The sequence below is a fragment of the Serratia sp. ME47 genome, assembly GCF_903970925.1.
GTDB lineage: Bacteria > Pseudomonadota > Gammaproteobacteria > Enterobacterales > Enterobacteriaceae > Serratia > Serratia ureilytica.
In genome coordinates this window covers 14,156-39,706 of sequence record NZ_CAJCKE010000008.1, presented here as the reverse complement: position 1 = coordinate 39,706, position 25,551 = coordinate 14,156, and the positions used below count along the sequence as shown (strand labels likewise).

The window sequence follows — 25,551 nt, the reverse complement described above, 5'->3', positions numbered from 1 at the left end:
GTTCATTCCTCGTTCAGTCGTTCAGGTGACTTGTTCAGCACGGCGTTTCCGGCCTGAGGATGCAGACGGAAACGCGGATGCAGCATGATCAGCAGCCACACGGTCATCACGATGCTGAGTAATCCGGCACACAGCATGGCGATCCCGAAACCATCGGCGAAGGCGCTGTGCGTCAGCGCTTGCATGCGGCTCGCGCTCAATGCATCAACGGCCGTTTGCTGTTGTTCGATGACCGCCGTCCGGGCGATTGCGGCGGCCTGTTCCACGCCTTGCGTTTGCAAAGCCGCAGTCAAGGTGGTCACCGCTTTCATGCTCATCAGCGTGCCCAACAAGGCGATGCCCAGCGTCATGCCGGTTTGTCGCAGCGCGTTCATCGTTGCCGACGCCATCCCGGAACGTTGCGGCGCGACGGTGCGCATCACCAAAGCGCTTGTCGCCGGCATGGACAGCCCCATGCCGAAACCGAGCAGGGCCAAATAGAGCGCCACCAGAGCGTAAGGCGAATCGGCGTGCAGCTGCGTCAGCAACAGCAGGGCAACGCCCATCAGGCCATAACCGACGATCATCAGCGAGTTCACGCTCAGTTTGGCGGACAGGCGGCCAAAACCGGAAGCGGCCAGCGCCATGGCGAGAAATTCCGGCGCCATGCGCCAACCGGTGTCGGCGGGGCTCCAGCCCTGGGCCTGTTGCAGAAATAGCGAGACGAAGAAGACGCTGCTGTAAGCGGAAAAACCGAGTACAAAAGAGGCGAGGTTATAGCCGCTAAAATCGGCGTTGCGAAACAGGCTCAGCTGCAGCAAGGGGCGTTTGACCCGCGTTTCCACCCAGAGAAACAGCGCAAACAGCGCCAGGGCGGCGTACAACGGAAAACGCGATTGCACACTGTGCCAACCGAATTCTCCGGCGGCAATCAGCCCGTAGGTCAGCGCGCCAAGCCACAAGATGCTCAACCCTTGCCCCAGCGGGTCAAGCGCAGCGTGCTCAGGATGCGAGCTTTCTCTCAGCCCCCAACCGCCCAATATCAACGCGACGATCCCGACCGGAATGTTGATCCAGAATATGCCTGGCCAACCGGTGGTATGCACCAGCAAGCCGCCCAAAACCGGGCCAATCACCAGCGAAAGGGCATTGACCGAAGACCAGATCCCGATCGCGCGGGTGCGCAACTGTTCCTCCGGAAAAGCATGAGTCAATAACGACAATGCCCCAGGGATAACGGCTGCGCCGGCGATCCCTTGTATCACCCGGCCCGTCAGCAGCATGCCGAGAGAGGAGGCGAATGCGCAAACGATCGAACCGACGGTAAACAATGCAACGCCGTACAGCCAAATACGCTTGCGGCCAAATCTGTCGCCCAGCGGACCGGAGGAAAGGATTAACGCGGAAAGGCAAAGGGCATAGGCGTCAACGACCCACTGCAGGCCCGACATGTCGGTTTGTAGCGATTCCAGCATCGTGGGCAGCGCCACATTGACAATGCTGATATCAAGCGACGCCATAAATGTACCCAGACAGATGGCGGCAACGAGCGAAATCCTGCGCATACCGGACATAGTGGGGCTCCTTATTGAGATGGGGGTGATAGTGAAAACTATTCTCATCCTATATTATGACTGACCGTCGGTCAATGGAGCGTAAATATTGATTTCACTGAGATAGGTCGGCTGGTCAATGGCAACAACATTGGTTACGATGGCCGCTGGACTCCTAGTGGATGTTGATATGAAGACAAAAGAGAAGATGAAAGAAACACAGCCTCGAACCAAACCGGCGGAAGTGCGCTTGGATGAATTGATGGATGCGGCGCAGAAGCTGTTTATCGAAAAAGGGTTTGAAGCGACCACCATCAGCGATATCGTCCGCGACGCCAACGTCGCCAAAGGGACCTTCTACCACTATTTCCCGTCCAAAAATGAAATGTTGTCCGCTTTACGTATACGTTTCACCAATCACTTTATCGAGAAAATTCAGCTGGCTATCGATGAATGTGCGCCGGATGACTGGTTGGCGCGTCTGAGAGCCTGGTGTGATGCCGGCGTGGCGACCTATTTTGAAGGCATGGAACTGCACGATGCGTTGTATCACGATCATCATTATCATACCCGAGGCAATCAGGATCGTGATGCCGTGCTGGAGCAGATCCTGACGATTTTAAACGATGGCGCAGCGGCGGGCGCCTGGCGTCTGGAGAATCCGCATCTGACCGCCATCTTGATGTATCACGGCATGCATGGTGCCGTGGATGACGTTATGGTCAACCCCGACGCCGACCGCCAAGGGCTGGGGCCTGCGCTGGCGCAGGAATTCATGCGTTTGCTGGGATGTCGCTGATCGTTTACGGCGCCGCCTTGAGCGACACCCAGTAACCGGGCTGATACGGAATGGGAAGAAAGCGGGCGAAGAGTTCAGTAAAAGTCGCTTCGGGATCAACGCCGGCAAACAGCGACGGATGGAACCAAGTGGCCAGACGTTCGATCGCAACGAAATTAAAAGGGTGATCGTAGAACGGGTGCCAGATGGCGTACGCCTGTCCGTTCTTTGCCGCGGCCAGGGTGCGATAAGCCGAGCGTCGCATCAATTTTTCCAGCCGCGTTTTTGCCAGCGTCAAATCTGCGCCTGGCCCAAGGTTGATCCAGTCACCGTGGGGCGAGTAATGACTCCAGTTGCTGCCGGTCACGACGATTTTATCGGGCCGGGAAGCGATCACCGTTTCCTGACTCAATGCGCCGTAAACGCCGTGAATATGCGTCTGAGCCAAATTGAATCCTCCTGCGCTATCCACCATCTCGCCGTAGTTGCCATTGCCCCAAGACAGGCAGCAATCCTCGTATAATCCGGCGGCGCGCTCCATCATTATGCGTGGGCGCGGCGGAGCCCGTTTCATCAGCGTGTCGCGGATCGTATCGAGATGACGCTGGCGGAAGCGAATCAGGCTATGTGCACTTTGCGGATTATCAAACAGCTGCCCCATGATGGCGATGCTTCTGGCGCTGTTGTTCATCAGGCCGATGCTCATATCGACAAACACCACGGGGATGTTAGCCGCCGTAAGCTTAGCCATCAGGCCGCTCGTTTCCAGCACAGAACGCGTATTCGCGTTGAGCAACATGGCTTCGGGCCGCAAGGCGATCAACCTTTCCAGATCGAATTGCATTTGCTGCACGCCGGCGAAGGCCGGCAGCTTGGCCAGTTCGGGAAAATAGCGCAGATACAGCCGGTAGCTGTCCAGGTCGGCGGTGCGGAAATTGTCTCGCCAACCCACCAGTTTTTCCATCGGCGCGCGTGGGTTGAGCGCCGCGACGGTATAAAACAGGTTGCCTTCCGCCAGGAAAATACGCCGCAGAGGATAGCGTAAAGTCACCGTACGCCCGACGATATCGGTCACGATCTGTGTATCAGCCTGGGCGCGCAGAGAGCGTGAAGGCGAAGAAAGTGCCAGCAAAGCGGCCGCCTGAAGAAAACGTCGTCTGTGCATCAGAAATACCAGCTTATCGAACCGATGATGCGGCGTTCGATGCCGATGCTGCAGTAAGGCGCACTGGTGCAACTTGCGATGTAAGATTTGTTGGTCAGGTTGTTGACCGTCAATCCCAGCTCCAGATTATACAGACGAGGATCCCAGGCACCCGGCGTATAGCGAACGGTCATATCGCCGAGCCAAACGGCGGGCACTTTGAAGGTGTTGGCGCCATCTCCCCAACTGGCCCCCAGGTAGCGGGTACCGCCACCGATCAGCAGCCCCTGCAGCGGCCCTTTAGTAAAGCGATAGTCCAGCCACATCGAGCCGGTCTGCGCCGGAACCCCCACCGGATGTTTCCCCTGCGTGCTATCGTTAGCCTCCGTCACGACGTTGTTGACCCAGGCATAGGACAGCATCAGATTAAGGTTATCGGTCACCGCCGCCCGTGATTCCAGCTCCACGCCGCGAGAACGCACTTCACCCGTTTGGGTGTAATAACTGGGATTAAGGGGATCGATGGTGTTCACATCGCGCTGCGTCAGTTGGTAGACCGCCAGGCTGGTCATCGTTGCGCTGCCGGGTGGCTGCAGTTTCATCCCCATCTCATACTGAGTGGAATGGGTTGGCTTGAACGGCGTGCCTTGAGCGTTTGTGCCGGTCAACGGCTCGAAGGCGGTAGAGACGCTGGCCCACGGCGCCAGGCCATTGTCGAACGGGTAGCTCAACCCGGCGCGATAGCTCCAGGCTGCGTCATTGGTTTGCGTTTGAGTATGGGCCAGATTGTCACTGGTACGCATGCGTGACCAGTCATGACGGCCGCCCAACAACAAATGCCATCCGCGCCAGCTGGCTTCGTCCTGTCCGTATAAGCCCGTGCGCTGGAAGCGTTGCGTTGTCGACGTGCGTGAAACCGGGATAGGTTCGAATGAAGGGCGGTACTGTTCGGACCAGGGATCAAACGTCACGGTTTGCGATCCCCACCAGTCTTTATCCAATTTACCGGCCTGAAAGTCGATCCCGGCCAATCCCTGATGGACGATGGCGCCGGTAACGAATGTCGTCTCGGCCTGGTTATCCATCACGATGCTGTCCGCCTGACTCGGTGCGTCCTGATAAACCGCCGTCAAAAGTCTCTCGTCCGGCGTGATGGCGCGCGTAAAATCGCGCCGCACCGTCGAGTCTACGTGGGAATAGCGCAGGTTTTGCTTTAGGCGCCAGCGATCGTTCAATTCGAATTCAAGCAGCGAGGTCATATCGTATTGCGTACGGCTCGAGTGTTCGTGCGCGGGATCGCTGTAATTTCTATCGGTATCTATCTTGCCGTGCGGATTGGGCAACAGCCCCAAAACCTGGGCGGGAAGGGTGTTGTAATAGCCTGATTGGGGTTCGCGAAGATAGTGAGCCAACACGGTCCAGCGCGTGCGGTCATTGGGTTGCCAGGTGATTGCGGGCGCCAGAAAGAGGCGCTTTTGCCTGGTGTCTTCGATCTGCGAACCGCGCGTGGCCGCCAGGCCATCGAAGCGGTACACCCACTGTTCGTCATCGGTCAGCGCGCCGGTGGAATCGAGGCTGAGGGCGTGTGAGCGGTCATTGCCGACATCCCATTTAAGCTGATTCGACTCGGCGGTGGAAGGGCGTCGGGAAATCATATTAATAACGCCGCCGGCGCCCCCCTGGCCGTATAACGAGGATGAAGGGCCATGCAAGACTTCAACGCTTTGCACTCCCCAGGTTTCAATTTGCGGTCCCCAAATGCCGGTATTGCCGATGACGCGCAATCCATCCAGGTAGTAGTCGGCCTCAAAACCGCGCATTTTGGCGAAGTCCACGCCGCTGGAAAAGGCGCCGAAACGTTCCACGGCAACGCCGGCGCTGTAGCGCAACGCCTGGCTAACCGTGTCGGCCGACTGCACGTCCATTTGCTGGCGATTGACCACCGAGACAAATTGCGGCACATCGACCAACGGTGACCGGGTTTTGGTCGCCACCGTCGCTTGCTGTGCGGCATAACCCTGTAGGGCATTGTCTGAGGATGAACCCTCTGCGACCACCCAGATCGACTCTTCATCGGCCGCCAGGGTCAGGCAGGGCATCATGCCCAGCAACAACGGGCAAAGATAAGCCTTCCGCAGGCGAAATCCGTTGAATTTATTCAAAAAAAATCCCTCTTTAAGTAAGAGTCTCGCTGCGAGGGCGGGAGTCTGGTCATCTCAGGCAAGCGTTAAAATACTCATTGACCGACTGACGGTCAATATGAATAATTATCAATACCATTTAACGATTGGATAACATTATGAAGACTCTGGATGATTTGTTGGCGCTGTTGGCTGAGGTGGGGGTACCTGAAGATGTGCTGCAAGAGGCGGATGGCAGCTGGCAGTTGCGTCAAGATTTAGCACTCAGCTCGGCGGAAACGGTGGCATTGCAAGCCCTGCTGAAAGCCCGCTGTGTTAACGCGCCATCGCTGTGGGGAGGGCGAGACTATTCATTAGAACAGCTTATTTCTGAAATGTCATAAGCAAGTATAAAAAAAGTATTATTTATAATGTGTTGTTTATAAAGGAGATTAAAACGACATGATAGGGGTGAAACATAAGATCTACAAATAATTAACACCAAGGTAATTGACTGACGGTCGGTCATAGTGTTTGATGTCGGCCAGAAAATGAAGTGTTTTTGAGTCCGTTTTGCTTTTCATTCTGAGCCAATACAGAAGTGATGGCGCCGCCTGACCGAGGTGCCGAAAGCTGTTTGTTTAACGAATTGTGATTGAGAAAGATAACAGTCAAACAGTGAGTTAACTCATTATGGAGTCGCTATGGTTAGTGTTGAGGATTCGATCAACCAACGTTTATTGCTGGCCCTTCAAAAACATGGACAGCGTCCGGCGCTTTTTGAACACGGGGAGGTTTACACTTACGACTGGCTGAACGGTGCGGTGGCTTCAGCCGCTTTGAAGCTGTGTCAATTGGGCGTGGTGAAGGGCGATCGGATCGCCTATCAATTGCGCAACACCCGTGAAGCGGTTGTCATCATGCTCTCTTCGTTGATGCTCGGTGCGATCCCAGTGCCGATATTACCCTCTTATCGAGAAAAAGAGCTGAGGCACATTCTGCATCTGACGGCGCCAAAAGTATTTGCCCTGCAGCGAGGTTCCCGTCGCTATAACCCACTTGCCGCTTTGCAGACGCTGTTGGCCGAAGGTCTCAATATCGATGTGATATTGGTCGAAGACTACGATGACGCCGGGCACGACACTCGTTACCTAAATCTGCAACATTTCTGTTCGCCTTTGACGCCCGCGCCGCCACTTCACGCCGCCACCATGACGCCCTCAGATACCGCCGTCATGCTGCTCTCGAGCGGCACCACCGGTTTACCTAAAGCGATTGCCCGTAAAAATGGCGGCTACAGCTATATGATCGAGTGCGGCTGTGACGTGTTTGCTTTAGACAGCCATTCGGTCTATTTCGCCGCGATGCCGGTTTCGCATGGGTTTGTCATCAATTGCCCCGGTATACTCGGTACGCTTTCCCGCGGCGGCGCCGTTGCGCTCGCCGACGCCCCGTCGGCGGAAACGGCGTTGGACGTGATCGAGCAATGCGGCGTGACACACACCACGCTGGTGCCTGCGTTGCTGTCTCAATGGAGCGAACTGCAGCGGCAAACCCCGCGCGACCTGACGTCTTTGTGGCATGTTCAGGTGGGTGGCGCCAGGGTGACGCCTGAGCTAGCGGCCTCCGCCTCCCGCAACCTCGGCATTACCCTGCAGCAGTGCTATGGCATGAGTGAAGGGCTGCTGTGTTTTAACTCGATTGACGATGATGACACTCTGCGATTCAGCTCTCAGGGCCGGCCGTTGAGCCCGCATGATGAAGTGCTGATCGTCGACGAAAACGGCCGTCCTTTGCCCGTGGGCAAATCAGGCGAACTGATCACCCGCGGCCCTTATACGCTCACCGAGTATTACCAAAATCCCCAGGCTAATCGTAGCGCGTTTACCGCGGACGGCTTCTACCGTACCGGCGACCTGGCGCACGTCGATGCCGCGGGCAACATTTTCATCGACGGCCGCGTAAACGACTCGATCAACCGCGGGGGAGAGAAATTCAGTCCCAATGAGATAGAGGAGTTGGCTGAACAGCATCCTGCCGTGGTGCGAGCCGCCTGCGTTGGTATGCCGGACGATCTCTACGGTGAGGTGCCTTGTCTGTTTGTCACCAGCACGGATACCACTCTGACTCTCAGCGCATTGCGCCGCTTCTTTGAGAAAGAAGGGCTGGCGGCGTTCAAGGCGCCGGAGCGGCTGATTGTCATCGATACCATTCCGATGAAAGGGATCGGCAAGATAGATCGCGTGACGTTGCGCGACATGCTGCGCCAGGAACAGACGGTCAAAAATACGGCGGGGTTGAACTCATGACGCCATTGCGCACGTCTCTCGGTTGCGTGGTGAGGCTCAGCCGCCCATGCAGTTCACCGGTCAGCAAACAATTGGTCGTATTTCCACATGCCGGCGGCGGCGTTGCGTTCTACCAGCACTGGCGTGATCTGCTGCCGGACGAGGTGGATCTGTTCATCGTGCAGTATCCCGGGCGAGAAGACGCGCAAGACGCGCCGGCTTGGGAAACGGCGCAGCGAGCCATTACGCGCTGCGTTGATGCGCTGCATTCTTCGCTGGGCATCGCGCCGGTGGTGATTTTCGGTCATAGCATGGGCGCGCTGTTTGCCCTGCAGGTTGCCGCGGCGTTACAAGCGTCGCGTTTTAACATCGACGCCGTGTTGTCGGCCCAGCGCGCCCCCTCTGAACTGAAAATACTTCAACAGGAAAGCCTGCGGCAAGAGGTGTTGGGCGACATCCTGACATTCAGTGAAAGCAGCGGCGCACTGTCGCTGGATGAGATCACTCGCCCGCTTGTCACCCGCTTGATACAGCAAGATCTACAGCTGTTGGGCGCGCTCAGCGCAGAACCTTTGCCCGACATGCAGCCACGCATTTTGGGCGGCGATAACGATCCGTTGGTTAGCCGCGCCGCGCTGTCGCTGTGGGAAAAAGAACTCCCCGGCAGCCGGGTGCAATTCCTCGCGGGCGATCACTTTTATTTCGCGCAGGACACCGCTGCGTTTCTCCGCCAGCTGCTCCGGTAACGCTGGCTTATTTGTCAACGTATGGCTTTAAAGGAACCTCTGATGAATTTTGAGCTGTTTAACCCACAGGATTGCGCACCGGATACGGAGAAAGCCTTCGCTCTGTTCCCCCAGTTGAAAAAATTCTATGCGACGTTAGGCAATACCCCGCTGGTTGAAGTGCCGTCGCCAAAGGGAAAGGCGTCGATTTACGCCAAGTTTGAGTTTGAGAATCCGTTTGGCTCGGTGAAAGACCGCACCGCGTTCGGTCTGTTTTGCGATGCCATCAATCAACACGACTTCGCCGCCGGTGAATTGAAGTTGCTCGATTCCTCGGGGGGCAATATGGCGAAAGCCCTGGCCAAACTCGGCAATATGTGCGGGATAGCGGTGCAAGTGGTGATCCCGGATTCGTCTCCGCAACCGCTTATCGACACGTTAAAAGCCGATAAAGCCATCGTTACTCTGGTCGATCGCAATCAGTTCCTGCTCGGCGTCATTGCACGCAGCCAGCAGATTGCGTATGAAGATGGCAGTTGGACGCTGCTTTCTCAGCATCTTAACCTGGTCAACACCGCCGTACATCAGCATGCGACGGGCGCAGAGATTCGCCGGCAGCTGGAGGGTGAGCGCATCGACGGTTGGGTATCGGCGGTAGGGACCGGCGGGACCTTGTCGGGGGTGGCCGCCGCGTTGCGTCAGGATAACCCACAGCTGATCGTGTGGGGCAGCACGCCGCGCGAACTGCCTTACGGTACGCTGTCTGCGCCGAACGGTGAACCTAAATTTGCCGGAGCCGGCGGGTTGGGCTTCGGTTTCCGTCAGCCTTTCATCAGTAAGTTGATGCCGCAGGAACCGCCTTTCAATCCGGTTTCCTATCGGGAAGCGCTCAGCGCGATGCACGAGTTCCATCAGTTGACCGGCGTTAAAATCGGCGCATCTTCCGCTGCCAACTGGAAAACGGCCTGTAAGCTGGCAGAAACGCTGAGTGCGGATCAACGGGTTGTCACACTCTTTGCCGACGCCGGTTCCGATATCGATCGAGAAAAAGGGCGCGAGTGGTTCAAACAATCTGAAGCCTTGACCGTTTAACAACGTCTAAAAGGAATATTTCATGGAAATTATACAGGGCAATAATAATGTATTGTCTGAGCTGATCGCGCTTGGCGATTATGTTCGCCAGTTAATAAGTTCAGGTAAAGAGGCCAACGATATTGAGCATATTTTGGCGACGAAAGACGGCTATAACAATGCCACCGTGCTTTCCGTTATCGAAATGGCAAATATTACCTTTAAAGCAAAAGCAGATAATGTCCCTAACGTTGGCGATGCCAATTCACATATCGATCGGTTGGTGGATAAGCAGGGGCATGATATCGGCACGATGAAGGGCCAGGGGTGGAAAATCGCCTCACTGCCGGACGACAGCGTGGTTTCCTGGTACCACGAGACGGCCGAGACGCCGCTGGGGCGAATCGAAACCGCCGGCATTTGGAATTCCAGTGCGATTTGGGCGGGGCAATGGCAATCGTTGTTCGCCGCCGGCGTTAGCGGGGATGTCATGGGGAAGATCGGCGTTCGTCAGCTCTATCAGGATATTCCGCGAGAAAAATATCTGACGCTGATCGTCCTGTTGCCGCTGGATCAGATTAAAAGTTTAATTAAAAAATAATTTTATCAAACACACACAATATCCATTACGAGGGATAGGTATGCACACGTCGGTACACTGGGATGTCATTATTATTGGCGCTGGCCCCATCGGGCTGGCCACCGCATGGAATTATGCGCGAGAGCATCGCGACCATAAGGTTTTGGTCCTGGAACAACATGCGCTATTTACGCAACTGGCCGGCACCAGCGGGGAGGAGCGCCATTGGCGTTTGCAATATTCGGAGCTGGAAATATTCCGCCTTACCCTGGAGGCCGACAAATTGTGGCGGCAGCTGGAACAACAGGCGGACAGAAAACTGATCCACCGCATTGGCAGCCTATGGTTCGGCGATGCGGATGTCTGGACCAATGAGGGGCAAATCCGCCAAACCATGCTTTCAATGGATGAAATGAGGTTGCCTTATGAACGTCTGACGATGCGTGAAATCGAACGGCGCTATGGTTTCACCGGCTTGGACAGCAACTATGAAGGTTTCTTGCAGCAAGACGGCGGCGTGATCGACGTTAAAGGCACCCTGGCGTCGCTTTACTCGCTGGCCAGCGAAGCCGGCGTGGAGTTCCAGTTCCAGCAATGTGTGAAGGCCGTGGAGCCCGATGCTCGGGGCGCAACGGTGCTGACGACGCAAAACCGTTATCGCGCCCGTAAAGTCCTGGTTGCCAGTGGGCCGGGCAGCAAGAAACTGCTGCGCCAGTTGGATATTGAACTTGCGCTTTCTACCTATGAGATGGCCTGCATCAGCATGCTGCGCAGCCAGCGCCTGGGAGCCAACGATCCCTTCTGGTTTGCTTTCCAACCGCCGGTGGAGAGCGACAGCAACCTGTTTTATGGCTTCCCGCCCAACCCTTGGTCCGTCAATGGGTTTGATCGGCTGGGGACCGATTTCGAAGTGGATCCGATCACCGAAGCCAATGCGCCTGGCTATAGGGCAAACCCGCAGCACGTGGAGCGCGCGTTGGAGTTTGCCCGCCGGCATATGCCGTTCCTCGAACCGGATAAACAGCATTCCGCTGCAAGCTGTCTGGCCGTGTTGCCCACCGATCCGGCGCGCCAATTCTATCTCGACAGCGCCAAGGGCCGCTGCCACGGCGGCGAACATCTGGTGGTCTCGGCAGGGGGATGGGCGTTCAAATTTACGCCTCTGATGGGGCAAATTTGCGCCGATCTGCTGGCGGAACGAGAGCCCCGTTGGGACATCAGCGCATTGCGTTTCTGAGCGGAGAACCTTCATGCAGCAGGTGAACAGCAATGAACGGGATATCGCCCTGGTTGGCATGGCCTGCCGTTTCCCGGGCGCCGAGGACATCGAAAGCTGGTGGCATAATTTGATCAACGGTGTCGAATCCCTGGTTCGCGTCGATAACGATCGGGATGATGCCGTCGACAAGGGATATATTCCCGTCGCCGCGCCTGTGGCCGGCGACATATCTCGCTTTGATGCAGGATTCTTCGGTATTAGCGCGCGCGATGCGCTGCTGATGGATCCCCAGCAGCGGCTCTTTTTGGAATGCGCCTGGCACGCGCTGGAAAGCGCCGGTGTGACACCGGGGGAACTTGAGGATACCGGGCTGTTCGCCGGCTGTAGCAGCTCTGACTATTTACGTCAGGCGCAAGGATCCGAGCTACTCGATAAACTCAATCCTTCGCCGTTCGAGCGGCAAATAATGAGCGATAAAGATTACCTCACCAGCAGGGTGGCCTGGCATCTGGGCATCGGGGGGCCGGTGTGCAACGTGCAAGCCGCCTGCGCCACTTCGCTGGTGGCGGTATACGAAGCGGTCCACGCCTTGCGCAGCGGCCGTTGCAACCTGGCGTTAGCAGGCGCTTGTACCCTAAGGATCCCGCAAAACGACGGCTATTTTGCGCAGCAAGGCATGGTGTTTTCCACCGATGGGCACTGCCGGCCATTTTCCGCAGATGCCAGCGGTACGGTATTCGGCAGCGGCGTCGGTGTGGTGGTGTTGAAGCGCCTGAGTGATGCGCTGGCGGCCGGCGATAACGTCGTCGCGGTGATCAAAGGCGTGGCGATGAATAATGACGGCGCGCGCAAAGTCAGTTTTACCACCACCAGTTTGCATGGCCAGCAACGCCTGCTGCGCCAGGCGATGGACGATGCCCGGTTGACGCCTGAGGATTTTCGCGCCATCGAAGCCCACGGTACGGGCACTCTGGCCGGCGATCCCATCGAATTCGAGGCGCTGAACGGCGTTTTCCGAGAGCATACGGCACGACGGGGGTTCTGCGCCATCGGCGCAGTCAAGGCTAACGTCGGGCACCTGGAAACCTGCGCCGGCATGGCGGGATTGATTAAGGCCGCCCTGCAAATTCAGCATGGCTGGCTCACGCCGCAGATCAACGTTGGCTCACCGAATCCGGAAATGGCATTGGCGGAGAGTCCGTTTGAGTTTATCTGTTCCGCTCAACGGTGGGATCGCGAGGATCCGCGCCAGGCCATCGGCGTCAGCGCATTCGGTATTGGCGGTACGAATGCGCATGTCGTACTGGCGAGGCCGCCTGTCACGCCGCCGGCGCGAACAGCGGTCTCATTGTCCTCCACCGTCGTACCGATCAGCGCACAGTCAGAACAGGCCTGGCATCGGCTGGTAAAACGCTATCTGCAGCGACCGCACGGCGAAAACGACGAACGCTTGGCCTGGAGCGCGCAAAGCGGAAGAAAGTCGCTGCGCTATCGCGGCACCTTGCAGATAGACGATCGGGGCGCGTTGAGCGTGAAAGAAAACATGATGGATACGGGGAAAGGGCGCTTGTCGATAGTTTTCCAATTCCCTGGCCAGGGAAGCCAGTTTATCGGTATGGCCAGCGATTTGATGGCGCAGGACGCGACCTTCAGAAAACTGATGAACGACAAACTGCAGATAGTGCAAACGCAAGCCGCACTGGATCTCTCGGCGTTATTTACCGGAGAGGCCGCGCCCGAGTCGATTAACGATACCGCGTTGACGCAGCCCGCGCTGATCGCCGTCGAAATCTCCGTGGCCGAACTGCTGATGCATTACGGCGTCGAGCCGGATTGGGTCATTGGGCACAGCCTCGGCGAAATTGCGGCGGCCTGGGCCGCTGGGGTGTTCTCGGTGCAAGAGGCGCTGGTTTTCGCCGCTCATCGTGGGCGTCTGATGGCCGGGTTGCCGTCCGGGATGATGTTGGCGGTAGAGCTGAGCGTTCAACAGGTTCAGCCCTGGTTGAGTCATCAGCTATCGCTGGCGGCAGAAAACAGTGATGACGGCTGCGTGCTGTCCGGCACCGCTGAAGCCATTCGCGCTTGCGAACGTCAGATGCGAGACCGAGGCGTGCGATGCAAAGCCTTGAATGTTTCACATGCGTTTCATTCGACCCTGATGGATCCCATTCTTGACGAGCTGGCCAATATTGCGCCGCCGCCGCGTGAATCGGCGACGGGGGTACGTTACGTCTCCGCCTTGCTGGCGACCGAAGTCGAATGTTCGGCGCTTGACGGCCGATATTGGGCGCGTCATGCCCGTGAACCTGTCAATTACCACCGCGCCTTGCAGCAGCTACCGCAGCGCGGCAAGACGTTGTTTATCGAAGTTGGGCCGGGTTCGACGCTCACGGCGTTGGTTGCACAGCTAAAATCCGCCGGTTCTGTGACCGCGGTGCGAACCTTGCCGCGTCGCGACGAAGCGCAGAATGAAGGCGCCGTATGGATCCAGGCGCTGCAAAAAATCTGGCGCGCCAGCGTCAACGTTAACTGGCGCCGCCTGTGGCAACTGCCGCCTTCGCGCATCGCATTGCCGATGTATCCCTTCGATCCGGCGCACTGGTGGTTGGGCGAACGGGACAGGCAGGGGCCGCAAGCCGAGCGAACGCCGGCAGCAACAAGTCAGTCAGATCCTCAGATGGCGCGTATCTGGCGCGTTTGGGGGGATGTGACCGGCGTGAACCCCGATTCTAACCACTGTGACTTTTTTGACGCCGGCGGACAGTCGCTGATGGCGCTGCGCCTGCTGGCGATGTTGGAGCAAGAGTTTGGCAAGGCAATAGGGATGGCCGATTTTCTTAAGCGGCCTACGCCGTGGGGCATTAAACAACAGTTGGACCAGGCTGGAGCATTCGAGCAAGATTCTCATTAAAACAGGATGGCAAATTATGTCAGTTAACAATGAATTGCTGAATACACATAACCAATACCAGATAGAAACGGTCGTAATCGATGACGAAACGTCATTCACCCTGGCTTACTCGTCGCAGATCAAGCTGCTACCGGCTAATGGCGGTATCCGTTGGCGAAACTATGCGTCCCGGCAGCAGCAGGAAGAGGAGGCGATCATGCTGGCGCAGCGCATGTCGCTGAAGCACGGGCTGTACAATACCGGCTTCAGCGGCGGCAAAATCGTGGTGAACAGCAAACGTTCTCCCCAAGAGCAACCGGCAGTGCTTGAAGCGATAGGCGCTCTGCTCAATCGCTATGGCGGCACCATGTTTACGGGATGCGATATCAATACCGGCAATAGAGAGATGGACTATCTGCGGCAGTTTACGCCGTGGATCCTGAATGCCATGGACAGCCCACAAGTCGATACATCGGTGGCAACCGGCTACGGCGTCTGGAGTTCGATGAAAAAAGTGTTGACGCTGAGGCTCAATCATTTGCCTCGCGCGCGCATTGCCATTCACGGTATGGGCAAGGTCGGCACTGAAGTGGCGAAACAAAGCCTGCTGTTCGGTTGTGAGGTGACGGCCTATGACATCAACCCCGCAGCGCAATTTCCTGCGGGGGTGCGCCGCGTGAGCGAAGAGGAACTTTGGGCGCAACCCAGCGAGGTGCTGTGCATCGCGTCAATGTCCAACGTATTGAATGCACAAAATATTGAACAGCTGAATACCCGCTGGGTGGTGAGCAGCGCCAACTCACCGTTTAATACGCCACAGGCTGAACAGCGGCTGTTGGCGCGCGGTATTCACTATTGATGGATGATGAGTTCGGGCGTATTGGTGCGGCAAGTGGAGAGTCGGTGCCGGATATATTGAAAATCCTCGGCGTTGCACCGCATCACCGGTGTGCGGACGGCGATCAGGTTTATCTACGCAACTACGGCGAACGCATGCTGATGCGAGGCGGCGCCTGGTATTCCGGTGCGGGTGCCGGGCTGAGAACGCTGTGCCTGAGCCATGGCGCAGGGCATGCCAGTGCGACGGTGGGCGCCCGGCCGGTATGGTGTTTGTAAGCGGTTGGCAATTCACTGGGCGGCGCTTTTTACGTGACAATGTCACTATTTAGGTTTGATGAGAGCGCATCGAGATAAAAAGAAAAAACTCTATAAAAGAGAAAGTGTTACCTCCAGAGGCCCCATGGCAAACAGGCGGACGATGAGCCGTTGCCGCTGCGTGAAAGTATGCATGGGCGGATACAACATGGCATGGATTACACGCCGCTATTTCAATTTTTGCTCGGTAAAGTAGGCCAACCCTGGAATGAAGTACACAGTGAAGCGATTAGTCGGTTGGATAAAGAAGCGCCTATTTGAGAAGGAATCCTGGGAATAGTCAGGTTTCACGGGAGTCATTCTGGTGTAGATTGACTGCCGAAGTTTACCAGATTTCACGTAGCGCGATCAAAAAGGAGGGCATTTTGACGCATTCTGCAAAGTTGTTTAGCCAAATCCAGACGCTTGAGGTTGAACTGCATCAGCCATCGGTGCGACGCGATCCGCAGCGCGTCGCGGCATTGCTGCATGAAGACTTTGAAGAGATTGCTCGCTCAGGTCTGCGTTATGACAAACGCCAGACCGTTGCGGCGCTGGAAATGGAAACTGAGCATCCGCAGATTGTTGCCGAAGGTTTTACGCTGGCGAAAATCAGTGAAGGCGCCGTGTTGCTGACGTATAAGAGTTTTCAACGCAACGCGCAGGGCGACGCCATTCGTTGCACAGAACGGTCGTCGATTTGGATGCTGACGGAAAAGGCCGGTTGGCAGATGCGGTTTCATCAGGGCACACCGACCGAGGATTAAACTGAGGTGCTGAAACTGAACGGGCTGATGATGGGCTTAAACATAAAAAAGGTTAGCAGCCTGATAAGGCTTGAAGGTGAGGTGAGAAAGGACGGCCAGGCTAACGGCGGTGCGTATCCAATAATGCAATTTAACATAATATACATTATGCGCACCCATGTGGTTATACGTGGATTCTGGCGTCCTGGCTTGATCATAGGTTTTCTCCTGTGGCCAACCATTTCAACGCCCGTTGCTCATACCGTTGAACGAATTCGTTTTTCAGCTGGTCTTAAGCCGTCGAGTTTTCGCTGCAGGCTTCATTGCCATTGCCGCTTATTGCTGAGCGACACCATGATGTTTGCGCAAAAATCTCTGAACACCCAATGCCTGTCGCCTGTTCACTTCCTGCAGTAAATGCATGCATGTGAGGCATGCGCTTGCCGCTTCCCAGGATTTCGGTACCTGGCGTTCCAACGCCGCTTAACCTCCCAGCAAAATTATCAATCGTTGGTTTGGCCGCCAGCCAACTCTGCCGATGTGATGGACAGCCGTTAACACGCCAGCCAATATCTCGCGAAGTTTCAGCTTTATCACGTTCCACCCACTGAGGATCATAGATAAATGCGTTCTGCCATTAATGATGACCGGGCATGCTTATGTCGATGCATCTCTGCGGATATTGAGGCGAAATCCCCCCGCTTTTTTGATCGCGCTACGTGAAATCTGATAAAACATGGCTACTGCGATACTGCAGATTTCACCAAAACGCGCCATAAAAATGAACAACTTCTGCCTGCCAAATGCGTACTGGCGTTCGTCTTCACCGTTTCCGGTGGCCTTCATGGCGTTGGCTATACTGAATGGGAACATTCTTCCACACTCCAGGACATCCCCATGTTTGACCATGTGAAATTTGGCGTCAGCGACTTTGCTCTGAGCAAAGCGTTTTTCCTTAATGCGCTGGCGCCGCTGGGCGTAAAGATCGTTGCCGAAGGTGACCCCGATTATGGCGTTGAGCTGTGTCCCGATCGGGGTAACGTGTCATTATGCCTGTTTCAGACCGATGAAAAACCGGCGCATCTGCACCTGGCATTTACCGCAAGCAGCCGTGAACAGGTCGATGCGTTCTATCACGCCGCGTTAAGCGCCGGCGGCAAAGACAATGGCGCGCCCGGTTTACGCCCCAATTATCATGCCCACTACTATGCGGCGTTTGTCATTGGTCCGGATGGCCATAATATCGAGGCGGTTTGCCACAACGCGAACGACTAGTTTTTCTCTTTTAAAACAGAAAATTACAAGAGGTAAAGACTCTAAATTTAACATAATGCATAGTGACGGTGTCACTATTAGTTACCCCGTCACGTCAATCCACTCCGCTCCCGTGATGCCGGCCAGCCGCTGTGGCGCAATTCTCACGCCAGAGTTATCGCTGCCGCCTGCCGGAAGCACTTCATCGAAAGCGCGCAGGCTATGATCGCAGTAGATCCTCACCGCCTCCGGTGCGGCAAAGGGACAAACGCCGCCGGGCGGATAGCCGGTTAATGCTTCAACCTCTTCCGCCGGCAGCATACGCGCCTTCACGCCGAAGAATTGCTTGTACTTCTTGTTGTCGATTCTGGCAGTTCCCGCCATCACCAGCAGCACCACATCGCCGTTAACGCGAAACGAAAGCGTCTTGGCGATCTGCCCGCTCTTCACGCCAAAGGCTTCTGCCGCCAGCGCCACCGTTGCGGTGTTCTTTGCCAGCACCGTCACCGTCGTCTCCGGTGCGTGCTCGGCCAGAAAACGCTGAACGCGTTCTATGCTCATGCCCTGCCTCCTGATATTGCTAAACCATTGATAATGCCGAAGTGATGGTTTCGGTTTTAACATCGCATGCTAAAAATGAGAATCAAAATTGTTCAAATCGCTGGATCTGAACAAAGCTTTAAGGGGCCAATGGCCTTTTTACCCATCATTTTTCATGGAGATGCCTGCATGACCACGCAAACGACAGCAAGGCCCTCAGCGGCCGCAGTGGCCGTCTATGAATGGCTCAACCCGATACCTTACGGATTTTTCACCGCGGCGCTGATTTTCGACATCATTTATGCCTGTACCGCTAATATTCAGTGGGTCAATGGCGCAAGTTGGCTAATTGCCATCGGCCTGATTTTTGCCATCATTCCCCGCCTGATTAACCTGGTACAGGTATGGTTCGGCAGCGCTCGGCTGCGGGGATCGTCGGTCAAACTCCATTTCTGGCTGAATTTGCTGGCCATCGTTCTCGCCATTATCAACGCTTTCGTGCATAGCCGGGATGCGTATGCCGTGGTGCCCCAAGGCCTGGTGCTGTCTGCGATCGTGGTCGCGCTGCTCAGCCTGGCGAATATTCTGCTGGCCCTTGGCGCCCGCGCAAAATAAGGAGGTTTTCATGAAGCTCTCATCTCTGGCGCTCACCCTTTCCGCCGTTTTGGCCTTGGCCGGCTGCGATAACAGCGCCGTCATTTCGCCAGAGCAACAAATGGGCCCGGACCCGACGTTGCCGGCGGCGCAAGACTTTCTGATGCCGCCGATGCAGGTGCCTAAGGGCGTTGGCTGGCAACAAGATCAGACGCCGAAAGTGGCGGAAGGCTTGAAAATCGATAAGGTGGCAGACGATTTGCTTCATCCGCGTCAGTTGCTCACGCTGCCCAATGGCGATGTGTTGGTCGTGGAGGCCAACGGGCCGGGCACGGAAGCGGTGAGCACGCCCAAGCAGCTGATCGCCGGCCTGGTGAAAGGCCAGTCCGGTAAAGGCGGCAAAGGGGGCAATCGCATCACCCTGCTGCGCCCGACCGCCGGCGGCAACTGGGAAAAGCACGTCTTCCTCGAGGGGCTCGATTCCCCGTTCGGCGTCCAGCTGATTGGCAATACGCTGTACGTGGCCAATACCGGCAATATCATGCAGTACGCCTATCAGCCAGGCGAAACGCGCATCAGCGATCCGGGCAAAGAACTGGCCGATCTGCCGGACACCATCAACCATCACTGGACCAAGGCCCTGCTGGCCAGCCCGGACGGGAAAAAGCTGTATGTCGGCGTCGGTTCCAACAGCAACATCACCGAAAACGGCCTGGCCGTAGAGTACCGGCGCGCCGCCGTGCTGGAAGTGGACACCGCCTCCGGCGCCAGCCGCATCTTCGCCAGCGGCCTGCGCAACCCGACCGGGCTGCAGTGGGAGCCGCAAAGCGGCAAGCTGTGGGCGATTGTCAACGAGCGTGACGAAATCGGCGCCGATCTGGTGCCGGATTACCTGACCTCGGTGCAAGACGGCGGTTTCTACGGCTGGCCTTACAGCTATTTCGGCCAGCACGTCGATCGACGGGTACAGCCGCCGCGGCCGGATCGGGTGGCGAAAGCCATCAAGCCGGATTACGCGCTCAGCTCGCACGTCGCGCCGCTGGGGCTGCTGTTCTACACCGCGAGCGCTCTGCCGGCCGACTATCACGGCGGCGCTTTTATCAGCGAGCACGGCAGTTGGGATCGCTCGCCGCTGAACGGCTATCGGGTCAGCTATGTGGCGTTTGAGCAAGGCAAACCGGTCGGCAAGCTCAAGGCCGTGGTGACAGGTTTTGTCTCCGATGATGAGAAGGAACTCTATGGCGCCCCTGTGGGGCTGGCTGTCGATAAGACCGGCGCTTTGCTGGTTGCGGATGACGTCGGCAACACTGTCTGGCGCGTCAGCGCGAAGTAAGGTTACGGGCGGGTTCCCATGAACTCGCCCGTGACATTGTCACTCACTCCTCAGCGCCAGCCAGATCGTTCTTCCCCCGCAGGCGGGATCTTCCACGATATGGTCGACCACGCGGAAGCCGTTCTCCTGCAATAAACGCCTATACTCTTCCGGCGCCAGGCTGGCGTGAAACAACGGCTGGCCTTCGAAGCTGCCGATCGCCACGCCGTCTGCAGGGCCGCTGGTGAACATCAGTGCGGCATGCGGATTGGCATGCCGTCTGAACAGCGGAAACATGCGGCGCTGATCGTCGCGCGCCAGATGAAAGAAACTGTCCCAGGCCAGCAGGCCGTCGAACCGGGTCGCCAAATCCAGCTGGCGCATATCCATTTGCCGCCACTCCTGCTGTGGAAAACGCTGCCGGCAGCGCGCGATCATCGCCTGCGCACCGTCGATGCCGGTCACCCGATGCCCCTGTTCGATAAAATAGGCGGCGATCGGCGCGCCATTGCCGCAGCCGAGATCCAGCAGCTGCGCGTTGGCCGGGGTAAGCTGCAAAAAGCGGTCGAGCCACGGCCGTTCAAACAGCGTGGTAGGTCTGAGGCGTTCCCAGGCGGCGGCATGTTCGTCATAAAGCGGAATAATCGTGCTCGCCAGTTTTTCCGTCATTAATATTGTCCCCGTCACGTTATTGGCGCAAAAAAATAGCCGTTGGTCAGAATTAAAGCGCTCATTCGATAATATATTCATCAACAGACCGTTGACCAGAAATAAAAGGTTTTAACATTTCGACATAAACCAGTACAATTCCCTCCCCTGTGTTAACCCTTTTTTAGGTTGATTGTGTCGTTAATTCAGCCCCCTGCATCACGTAACCGGGCCGCCGCCTGGTTAGGGATGTTCGCCATTCTGATGTTGTTCATTGCGCCGGTGGTCTCGCGATCCCTGGAGCATGCGCGCGCCGGAAGTGCTGAAACGACCGTCATGGCGGACTGCGGCATGGCGATGCCGAAGCCGATGCATCATGAGATGCATTCGCCGCCGGCCGCGCCGGAAAAGGCCGCATCGCCGATGATGCAGCACGGCGGCGGCCACCACAACATGGCGATGATGATGGACGACAGCGCCTGCGGCTACTGCGTGCTGTTGCTGCACGCGCCGCTGCTGGACGTGAGCCACGCCCCGCTGTTCTGGTCTCAATCTCTGGCCTCGCGCCCGCCGCCGACTCATTATCTCGTTCCCCTGTTTGCCCACGTCGTTCATACCGAATTACAGCCGCGCGCGCCGCCCGTCTCTTTCCTCTGATTTAACAATACCCCATTGCCGTTTCTGTATTGCCGTTGATCGTTTCAACATGGCGGAATTAATACGCCCAATGGTTATGCATTGAGACGACATTATTAGCCCGGTTATTTCCACGTTGAGGGAATTAACCCCCGTATTTTCCGATGGTGATTTTCGCCAGGTATCCCCACGCCTGAATAAATCGCCGGAGAATAATGGAAAAAAGTTAGCTTAAGGAAAGATGATGTTTAAACCCGCTTATAAAAAGAACGCCGTCACCCGCGCAATCACCACCGCCATGCCGCTGTTCCTGCTGGCCGGCCACGCGGCGCAGGCGCATCAGCACCCTACCGACGCACAGGTTAATGATGGCGACGTGATCACCGTCACCGCACCGCTCTACTCTCCGCTGACCATCGTGACATCACCGAAAACCCCGCGTCAGCCGGTGCCCGCCAGCGACGGTTCGGACTATCTGAAAACCATTCCCGGTTTTTCGCAGATCCGCAACGGCGGCACCAACGGCGATCCGGTATTTCGCGGCATGTTCGGTTCGCGGCTGAAAATTCTCACTGACGGTTCGGAGATGCTCGGCGCCTGCCCATCGAGAATGGATGCGCCCACCTCTTACATCTCGCCGGAAAGCTTCGATCTGCTGACCATCACCAAAGGGCCGCAGACGGTGCTGTGGGGGCCGGGTTCGTCGGCGGGCACGGTGCGTTTCGAACGTGAACGTCCGCGCTTCGACAAACCGGGCATCAAGGGCAACGCCAGCGTGCTGACCGGCTCCAATGGCCGCTGGGACGAGAATATCGACGCCAGCCTCGGCGCCGAACAAGGTTACCTGCGGGTGATGGCCAACAAGTCGCGCGCCAACGATTACCAGGACGGAACGAATACGCGCGTGCCATCGCGCTGGGACAAGTGGAACGGCGATCTGGCGCTCGGCTGGACGCCGGATGCCGACACGCTGCTGGAAGTGACGATGGGGCGCGGCAACGGCGAAGCGCGCTATGCCGGCCGCAGCATGGACGGTTCGCAGTTCAAACGCGAAAGCCTGGGCATGCGGGTGGAGAAATCCAACATCGGCGAGGTGCTGGATAAGTTGGAAGCGCAGGTCTACTACAACTACGCCAACCACGTGATGGACAACGTGACCCTGCGTTCGCCGGGCAGCGGCGGCATGGGCGGCCACGGTGGGCATGGCGGCATGAGCATGGGGGGCCACGGCGGGCACATGATGTCTTCCGGCATGACGATGCAGCTCGATCGCCGCACCGTCGGCGGCCGCGTGATGGGCACCTGGCAGTGGCAGGACGTGAAGCTTGAAAGCGGCCTGGACACGCAGACCAATACCCACCGCAGCATGAGCCGCGGCAGCTGGGAAAAAGACGCCCAGTTCAACAGCTACGGCGCCTTCGGCGAGCTGACATGGTCCACCAGCGAGCAGGATAAGCTGATCGGCGGCGCGCGTCTCGATCGCACCCTGGTGGAGAACTTCCGCAGCGGCCGCGATGTGGAACGTTCAGACACCCTGCCGAGCGGCTTTATGCGCCTGGAGCATACGCTGGCCGAGCTGCCGCTGATGCTGTATGCCGGCGTCGGCTATACCGAGCGCTTCCCGGATTACTGGGAGCTGTTCTCGCCGAAGCTGGGTCCGAACGGCAGCAAGGATCCGTTCTCCAGCGTCAAGAGCGAGAAAACCACGCAACTCGACATCGGCGCGCAGTACAACGGCAAGCGCTTCAACGGCTGGGTCTCCGCGTATGTGGGCCGCGTCGATGATTTCATCCTGTTCAAATACGATCCGCACAATGCGCGTCTCAGCCAGGCCGATAACGTCAACGCCAACATTATGGGCGGCGAAATGGGCATGGGTTATCAACTGAGCGAGCACTGGAAAACCGACGCCAGCCTGGCCTACTCCTGGGGGAAAAACACCAGCAACGGTCGCCCGCTGCCGCAGATCCCGCCGCTGGAGGCACGCTTGGGGCTGACCTATGAGTACGGCGACTGGAGCGGCACCGGCCTATGGCGTCTGGTCAGCAGCCAACACCGCGTGGCGATCAACGAAGGCAACGTAGTAGGCAAAGACTTTGCCGAAAGCGCCGGCTTCGGCGTGCTCTCCGCCAACGCCGCCTACAAGGTGAATAAAAACGTCAAGCTGAGCGCCGGTCTGGATAATATCCTGAACAAGACCTACAGCGAGCACCTCAACCTGGCGGGCAACAGCGCCTTCGGCTATTCGGCCAACAGCGCGGTGAATGAACCGGGCCGCACCCTGTGGGCTAAGGTTAACGTCACCTTCTAAGCCGTTCACCGGGCGATGGGCAACCGTCGCCCGGTTACGCGATATGCGATCCGGTTCTTAGGATATGAGTTTTAAGTTTTTCCCATTCGGTTTAGCGGCGATTACTATCACTCTCAACGTAATCAACGATCCGGAGGGAATATGCAAAAGCTCACTCGTTTTCTGGCCCTGCTCGGCGAGCTGATGATTGAAAAAGCCGAAGACGCCGCGCCGCAGGCTGCTCAGCCTGACGATCGCGACGACGCGCTGCCACCGCGCCTCGAGCGTGGCGTTGCGCTGGCCGACCGCTTCCTGTTCATGTAATTCCCGCGCTGTTTTTTGTCCCGCACGTTCCGGTATTTCATTACCGGACGCCTGCGTCTATCTTCTTTCGATGGTTCCAGCAGATTCCTTACGCCTGAAACCCCTGTGGAGGAGATAGCAACGCAATGAAGATCAGAACGATAACCCCGCAAGACGCTGAAGCGCTGACGCAGTTATTGAATGAGGTGATCAGAGCCGGCGGCACGACCGCGATAGAAACGCCCCTCACCCCAGCCGAGTTCAGCGAATGGTTCATCAGCGGCGACAATGCGCTGAGTTGCCAGGTCGCGGAGGTGGATGGCGTGTTGGTGGGCTTTCAGTCGCTGAGCGTTGACGATGCACTGCCGCCCGATACCGCAGATATTGCCACCTTTTCCCGCCTGTCGCCGAAGGTACGTGGCGTTGGCAGCGCGCTGTTTCCCGTCACGTTAGCGGCAGCGAAGTCGCACGGTTTCAAGCACATCAACGCCACCATCCGGGCGGATAACGTGGGCGGTCTCGCCTATTATCAAAAAATGGGCTTTCGCGATTACGATCGTCTGCTGCAGGTGCCGCTCAGCGATGGCACGCCGGTCGACAGAATCAAAAAGCGCTTTTCCGTTTAATCAGCTGCCCCTGAAAGCGCATCTCGCGCCGGGGCAAGACGGTTTCGGCGTTCACATCGAGTGACCGGATGCGCACTCCCTGGCGCATCCGGGGAGTCTCGTTAATTCAGAGCGGCGAGAAATGCCCGATAGCCCTGCGCGCTGCTGTCCAACTCGTGCTGCTGAACCTGCTCTGCCGTCCCGTCCGAAGCGGCTTCCTTGCCGTAAAAGGCAAAGAACGAAGCATAGTCGGCCCGCACGTAATCGGCGGTCACTTCAAACGGCCGGAAGATCTCCTCCAGCGAGTAGCGATAACGCCCTTCTCGCGCGTAATCTTCTGCGCGCACGCCCGCCGTGACCGCCAGCGCCAGTTTCTTGTTCTGCATCTTATAGCCGCTGCGAGAACCGTAGGCCCAGCCGTAGGTGAGCACGTCGTCCAGCCATTTTTTCAGCAGCGGCGGGCTGCTGAACCAGTAAATCGGGAACTGCAGCACGATGTTGTCATGCGCTTCAATCAACTGCTGTTCTTTGGCGACGTCGATCCGCCAGTCCGGATAGGCCTGATGCAGTTCGTGCACGGTATACAGCGCCGGATAGCGCCGCAGTTCCTCCAGCCAACGTTTGTTGACCACCGAGTTCGCCATATCGGGATGTGTCACTACCACCAACGTTTTCATACTGATCTCTCCAGTCAGGTGTTTCGACGCATCTTAGGGTATGCTGACAGAATGTAAAATACGCACACTCACGACACATACTTACCCTGGAGAAAGTGTAAATGACCGCCGAATCCCACTGCAGCCCTACGGGCATCAGCCTTGAAGACACCGGTTATGGCTACACCCTGTCGGTGATCAACGGTAAATACAAAATGATTATTCTCTACTGGCTGGCGTTGTATAAGCCGGTATTGCGCTTCAACGAACTGCAGCGCTGCATCGGCACCATTTCGTATAAGACGCTGAGCTCGACGTTGAAAGAGCTGGAAAAAGACCGTCTGGTGGTGAGAAAGGAGTATCCGCAGCTCCCGCCCAAGGTGGAGTACAGCCTGTCCGAGCGCGGGCGTTCGCTGATCCCGGTGATCGACATGATGTGCGACTGGGGGGAGCGGCACCGGCCGGAACAGCCGGCGCCGTGAGGGG

General features: G+C 57.1%; 27 protein-coding genes. 20 read left to right on the top strand and 7 right to left on the bottom strand.

From position 1 onward, the window contains the following. Positions 1 to 2: 2 nt before the first annotated feature. Positions 3 to 1,544 (bottom strand): MFS transporter, encoded by a 1,542-nt coding sequence (locus tag H7A77_RS10665; protein ID WP_227711507.1) that lies wholly within the window; start codon positions 1,542 to 1,544, stop codon positions 3 to 5. Between the two features lie 178 nt (positions 1,545 to 1,722). Here H7A77_RS10665 and H7A77_RS10660 point away from each other — a divergent pair, with 178 nt between their 5' ends. Next, a complete protein-coding gene (locus tag H7A77_RS10660; RefSeq protein ID WP_033643085.1) occupies positions 1,723 to 2,331 on the top strand; it encodes a TetR/AcrR family transcriptional regulator in 609 nt (202 codons plus the stop codon). A 4-nt stretch (positions 2,332 to 2,335) separates the two neighbouring features. On the opposite strand, the gene H7A77_RS10655 is transcribed toward H7A77_RS10660, so the two are convergent. Next, on the bottom strand, positions 2,336 to 3,475 hold the full coding sequence (locus H7A77_RS10655; RefSeq protein ID WP_182074150.1) for an ABC transporter substrate-binding protein: 1,140 nt from the start codon (positions 3,473 to 3,475) through the stop codon (positions 2,336 to 2,338). Further along, positions 3,475 to 5,616, bottom strand: coding sequence for a TonB-dependent siderophore receptor (locus tag H7A77_RS10650; RefSeq protein WP_182074149.1), 2,142 nt, complete (start codon positions 5,614 to 5,616; stop codon positions 3,475 to 3,477). Before H7A77_RS10650 ends, H7A77_RS10655 begins: the two co-directional genes overlap by 1 nt. A gap of 137 nt (positions 5,617 to 5,753) precedes the next feature. On the opposite strand from H7A77_RS10650, the gene H7A77_RS10645 reads away from it, so the two are divergent. The 11 genes from H7A77_RS10645 (at position 5,754) to H7A77_RS10595 (ending at position 16,644) form a co-directional block, all read left to right on the top strand. Further along, positions 5,754 to 5,978, top strand: coding sequence for a hypothetical protein (locus tag H7A77_RS10645; RefSeq protein WP_033643087.1), 225 nt, complete (start codon positions 5,754 to 5,756; stop codon positions 5,976 to 5,978). Positions 5,979 to 6,278: 300 nt separating this feature from the next. Next, positions 6,279 to 7,883, top strand: a complete 1,605-nt coding sequence (locus H7A77_RS10640; RefSeq protein WP_182074148.1) for an AMP-binding protein — start codon at positions 6,279 to 6,281, stop codon at positions 7,881 to 7,883. Continuing rightward, positions 7,880 to 8,608 (top strand): thioesterase II family protein, encoded by a 729-nt coding sequence (locus H7A77_RS10635; RefSeq protein WP_033643089.1) that lies wholly within the window; start codon positions 7,880 to 7,882, stop codon positions 8,606 to 8,608. The genes H7A77_RS10640 and H7A77_RS10635 overlap by 4 nt, the downstream gene beginning before the upstream one ends. Before the next feature lie 42 nt (positions 8,609 to 8,650). Further along, positions 8,651 to 9,679, top strand: a complete 1,029-nt coding sequence (locus H7A77_RS10630; RefSeq protein WP_182074147.1) for a PLP-dependent cysteine synthase family protein — start codon at positions 8,651 to 8,653, stop codon at positions 9,677 to 9,679. Positions 9,680 to 9,701: 22 nt separating this feature from the next. Then, positions 9,702 to 10,259: a hypothetical protein gene (locus H7A77_RS10625; RefSeq protein ID WP_050440105.1), complete on the top strand. Its 558-nt coding sequence runs from the start codon at positions 9,702 to 9,704 to the stop codon at positions 10,257 to 10,259. A 40-nt stretch (positions 10,260 to 10,299) separates the two neighbouring features. Further along, positions 10,300 to 11,475 (top strand): FAD-binding oxidoreductase, encoded by a 1,176-nt coding sequence (locus H7A77_RS10620; protein ID WP_033650390.1) that lies wholly within the window; start codon positions 10,300 to 10,302, stop codon positions 11,473 to 11,475. Between the two features lie 13 nt (positions 11,476 to 11,488). Continuing rightward, entirely contained in the window at positions 11,489 to 14,368 is a 2,880-nt protein-coding gene (locus H7A77_RS10615; RefSeq protein ID WP_182074146.1) for a type I polyketide synthase, read from the top strand. Positions 14,369 to 14,384: 16 nt separating this feature from the next. Continuing rightward, on the top strand, positions 14,385 to 15,206 hold the full coding sequence (locus tag H7A77_RS10610; protein WP_182074145.1) for a Glu/Leu/Phe/Val dehydrogenase: 822 nt from the start codon (positions 14,385 to 14,387) through the stop codon (positions 15,204 to 15,206). 44 nt (positions 15,207 to 15,250) lie between these two features. Continuing rightward, complete coding sequence (locus tag H7A77_RS10605; RefSeq protein WP_182074144.1) at positions 15,251 to 15,463, top strand: hypothetical protein; 213 nt, start codon at positions 15,251 to 15,253, stop codon at positions 15,461 to 15,463. Positions 15,464 to 15,867: 404 nt separating this feature from the next. After that, entirely contained in the window at positions 15,868 to 16,248 is a 381-nt protein-coding gene (locus tag H7A77_RS10600) for a DUF4440 domain-containing protein (RefSeq protein ID WP_182074189.1), read from the top strand. Positions 16,249 to 16,254: 6 nt separating this feature from the next. Continuing rightward, complete coding sequence (locus H7A77_RS10595) at positions 16,255 to 16,644, top strand: hypothetical protein (RefSeq protein ID WP_182074143.1); 390 nt, start codon at positions 16,255 to 16,257, stop codon at positions 16,642 to 16,644. Between the two features lie 240 nt (positions 16,645 to 16,884). Here the strand turns inward: H7A77_RS10595 and H7A77_RS10590 are convergent, their stop codons facing one another. After that, positions 16,885 to 17,100, bottom strand: a complete 216-nt coding sequence (locus tag H7A77_RS10590) for a hypothetical protein (RefSeq protein ID WP_072627643.1) — start codon at positions 17,098 to 17,100, stop codon at positions 16,885 to 16,887. A 24-nt stretch (positions 17,101 to 17,124) separates the two neighbouring features. Here H7A77_RS10590 and H7A77_RS10585 point away from each other — a divergent pair, with 24 nt between their 5' ends. After that, the gene (locus tag H7A77_RS10585) at positions 17,125 to 17,502 is read left to right on the top strand and encodes a VOC family protein (RefSeq protein ID WP_182074142.1); all 378 of its coding nucleotides are present in this window, start codon (positions 17,125 to 17,127) and stop codon (positions 17,500 to 17,502) included. Positions 17,503 to 17,583: 81 nt separating this feature from the next. Here H7A77_RS10585 and H7A77_RS10580 read toward each other — a convergent pair whose 3' ends face one another. Then, a complete protein-coding gene (locus H7A77_RS10580) occupies positions 17,584 to 18,042 on the bottom strand; it encodes a YbaK/EbsC family protein (RefSeq protein ID WP_182074141.1) in 459 nt (152 codons plus the stop codon). A 168-nt stretch (positions 18,043 to 18,210) separates the two neighbouring features. Here H7A77_RS10580 and H7A77_RS10575 point away from each other — a divergent pair, with 168 nt between their 5' ends. Together H7A77_RS10575 and H7A77_RS10570 are read left to right on the top strand one after the other, a co-directional pair. Beyond that, positions 18,211 to 18,636, top strand: coding sequence for a DUF2231 domain-containing protein (locus H7A77_RS10575; protein ID WP_033650381.1), 426 nt, complete (start codon positions 18,211 to 18,213; stop codon positions 18,634 to 18,636). 10 nt (positions 18,637 to 18,646) lie between these two features. After that, the gene (locus tag H7A77_RS10570) at positions 18,647 to 19,948 is read left to right on the top strand and encodes a sorbosone dehydrogenase family protein (RefSeq protein ID WP_147837931.1); all 1,302 of its coding nucleotides are present in this window, start codon (positions 18,647 to 18,649) and stop codon (positions 19,946 to 19,948) included. Between the two features lie 39 nt (positions 19,949 to 19,987). On the opposite strand, the gene H7A77_RS10565 is transcribed toward H7A77_RS10570, so the two are convergent. Beyond that, entirely contained in the window at positions 19,988 to 20,596 is a 609-nt protein-coding gene (locus H7A77_RS10565; RefSeq protein WP_182074140.1) for a class I SAM-dependent methyltransferase, read from the bottom strand. 228 nt (positions 20,597 to 20,824) lie between these two features. Between H7A77_RS10565 and H7A77_RS10560 the strand changes: the two genes are divergently transcribed. The 4 genes from H7A77_RS10560 to H7A77_RS10545 all read left to right on the top strand — a co-directional run bounded on the left by H7A77_RS10560 (position 20,825) and on the right by H7A77_RS10545 (position 24,430). Continuing rightward, positions 20,825 to 21,232, top strand: a complete 408-nt coding sequence (locus tag H7A77_RS10560) for a DUF2946 domain-containing protein (protein WP_072627642.1) — start codon at positions 20,825 to 20,827, stop codon at positions 21,230 to 21,232. 223 nt (positions 21,233 to 21,455) lie between these two features. Then, positions 21,456 to 23,522, top strand: a complete 2,067-nt coding sequence (locus H7A77_RS10555) for a TonB-dependent copper receptor (protein ID WP_182074139.1) — start codon at positions 21,456 to 21,458, stop codon at positions 23,520 to 23,522. Positions 23,523 to 23,663: 141 nt separating this feature from the next. After that, the gene (locus H7A77_RS10550; RefSeq protein WP_182074138.1) at positions 23,664 to 23,825 is read left to right on the top strand and encodes a hypothetical protein; all 162 of its coding nucleotides are present in this window, start codon (positions 23,664 to 23,666) and stop codon (positions 23,823 to 23,825) included. Positions 23,826 to 23,950: 125 nt separating this feature from the next. After that, positions 23,951 to 24,430, top strand: a complete 480-nt coding sequence (locus tag H7A77_RS10545; protein WP_072627640.1) for a GNAT family N-acetyltransferase — start codon at positions 23,951 to 23,953, stop codon at positions 24,428 to 24,430. 101 nt (positions 24,431 to 24,531) lie between these two features. Here H7A77_RS10545 and H7A77_RS10540 read toward each other — a convergent pair whose 3' ends face one another. Continuing rightward, positions 24,532 to 25,086, bottom strand: coding sequence for an NAD(P)H-dependent oxidoreductase (locus H7A77_RS10540; protein WP_108680746.1), 555 nt, complete (start codon positions 25,084 to 25,086; stop codon positions 24,532 to 24,534). A gap of 101 nt (positions 25,087 to 25,187) precedes the next feature. Between H7A77_RS10540 and H7A77_RS10535 the strand changes: the two genes are divergently transcribed. Then, complete coding sequence (locus tag H7A77_RS10535) at positions 25,188 to 25,547, top strand: helix-turn-helix domain-containing protein (protein ID WP_182074137.1); 360 nt, start codon at positions 25,188 to 25,190, stop codon at positions 25,545 to 25,547. Positions 25,548 to 25,551 lie beyond the last annotated feature (4 nt).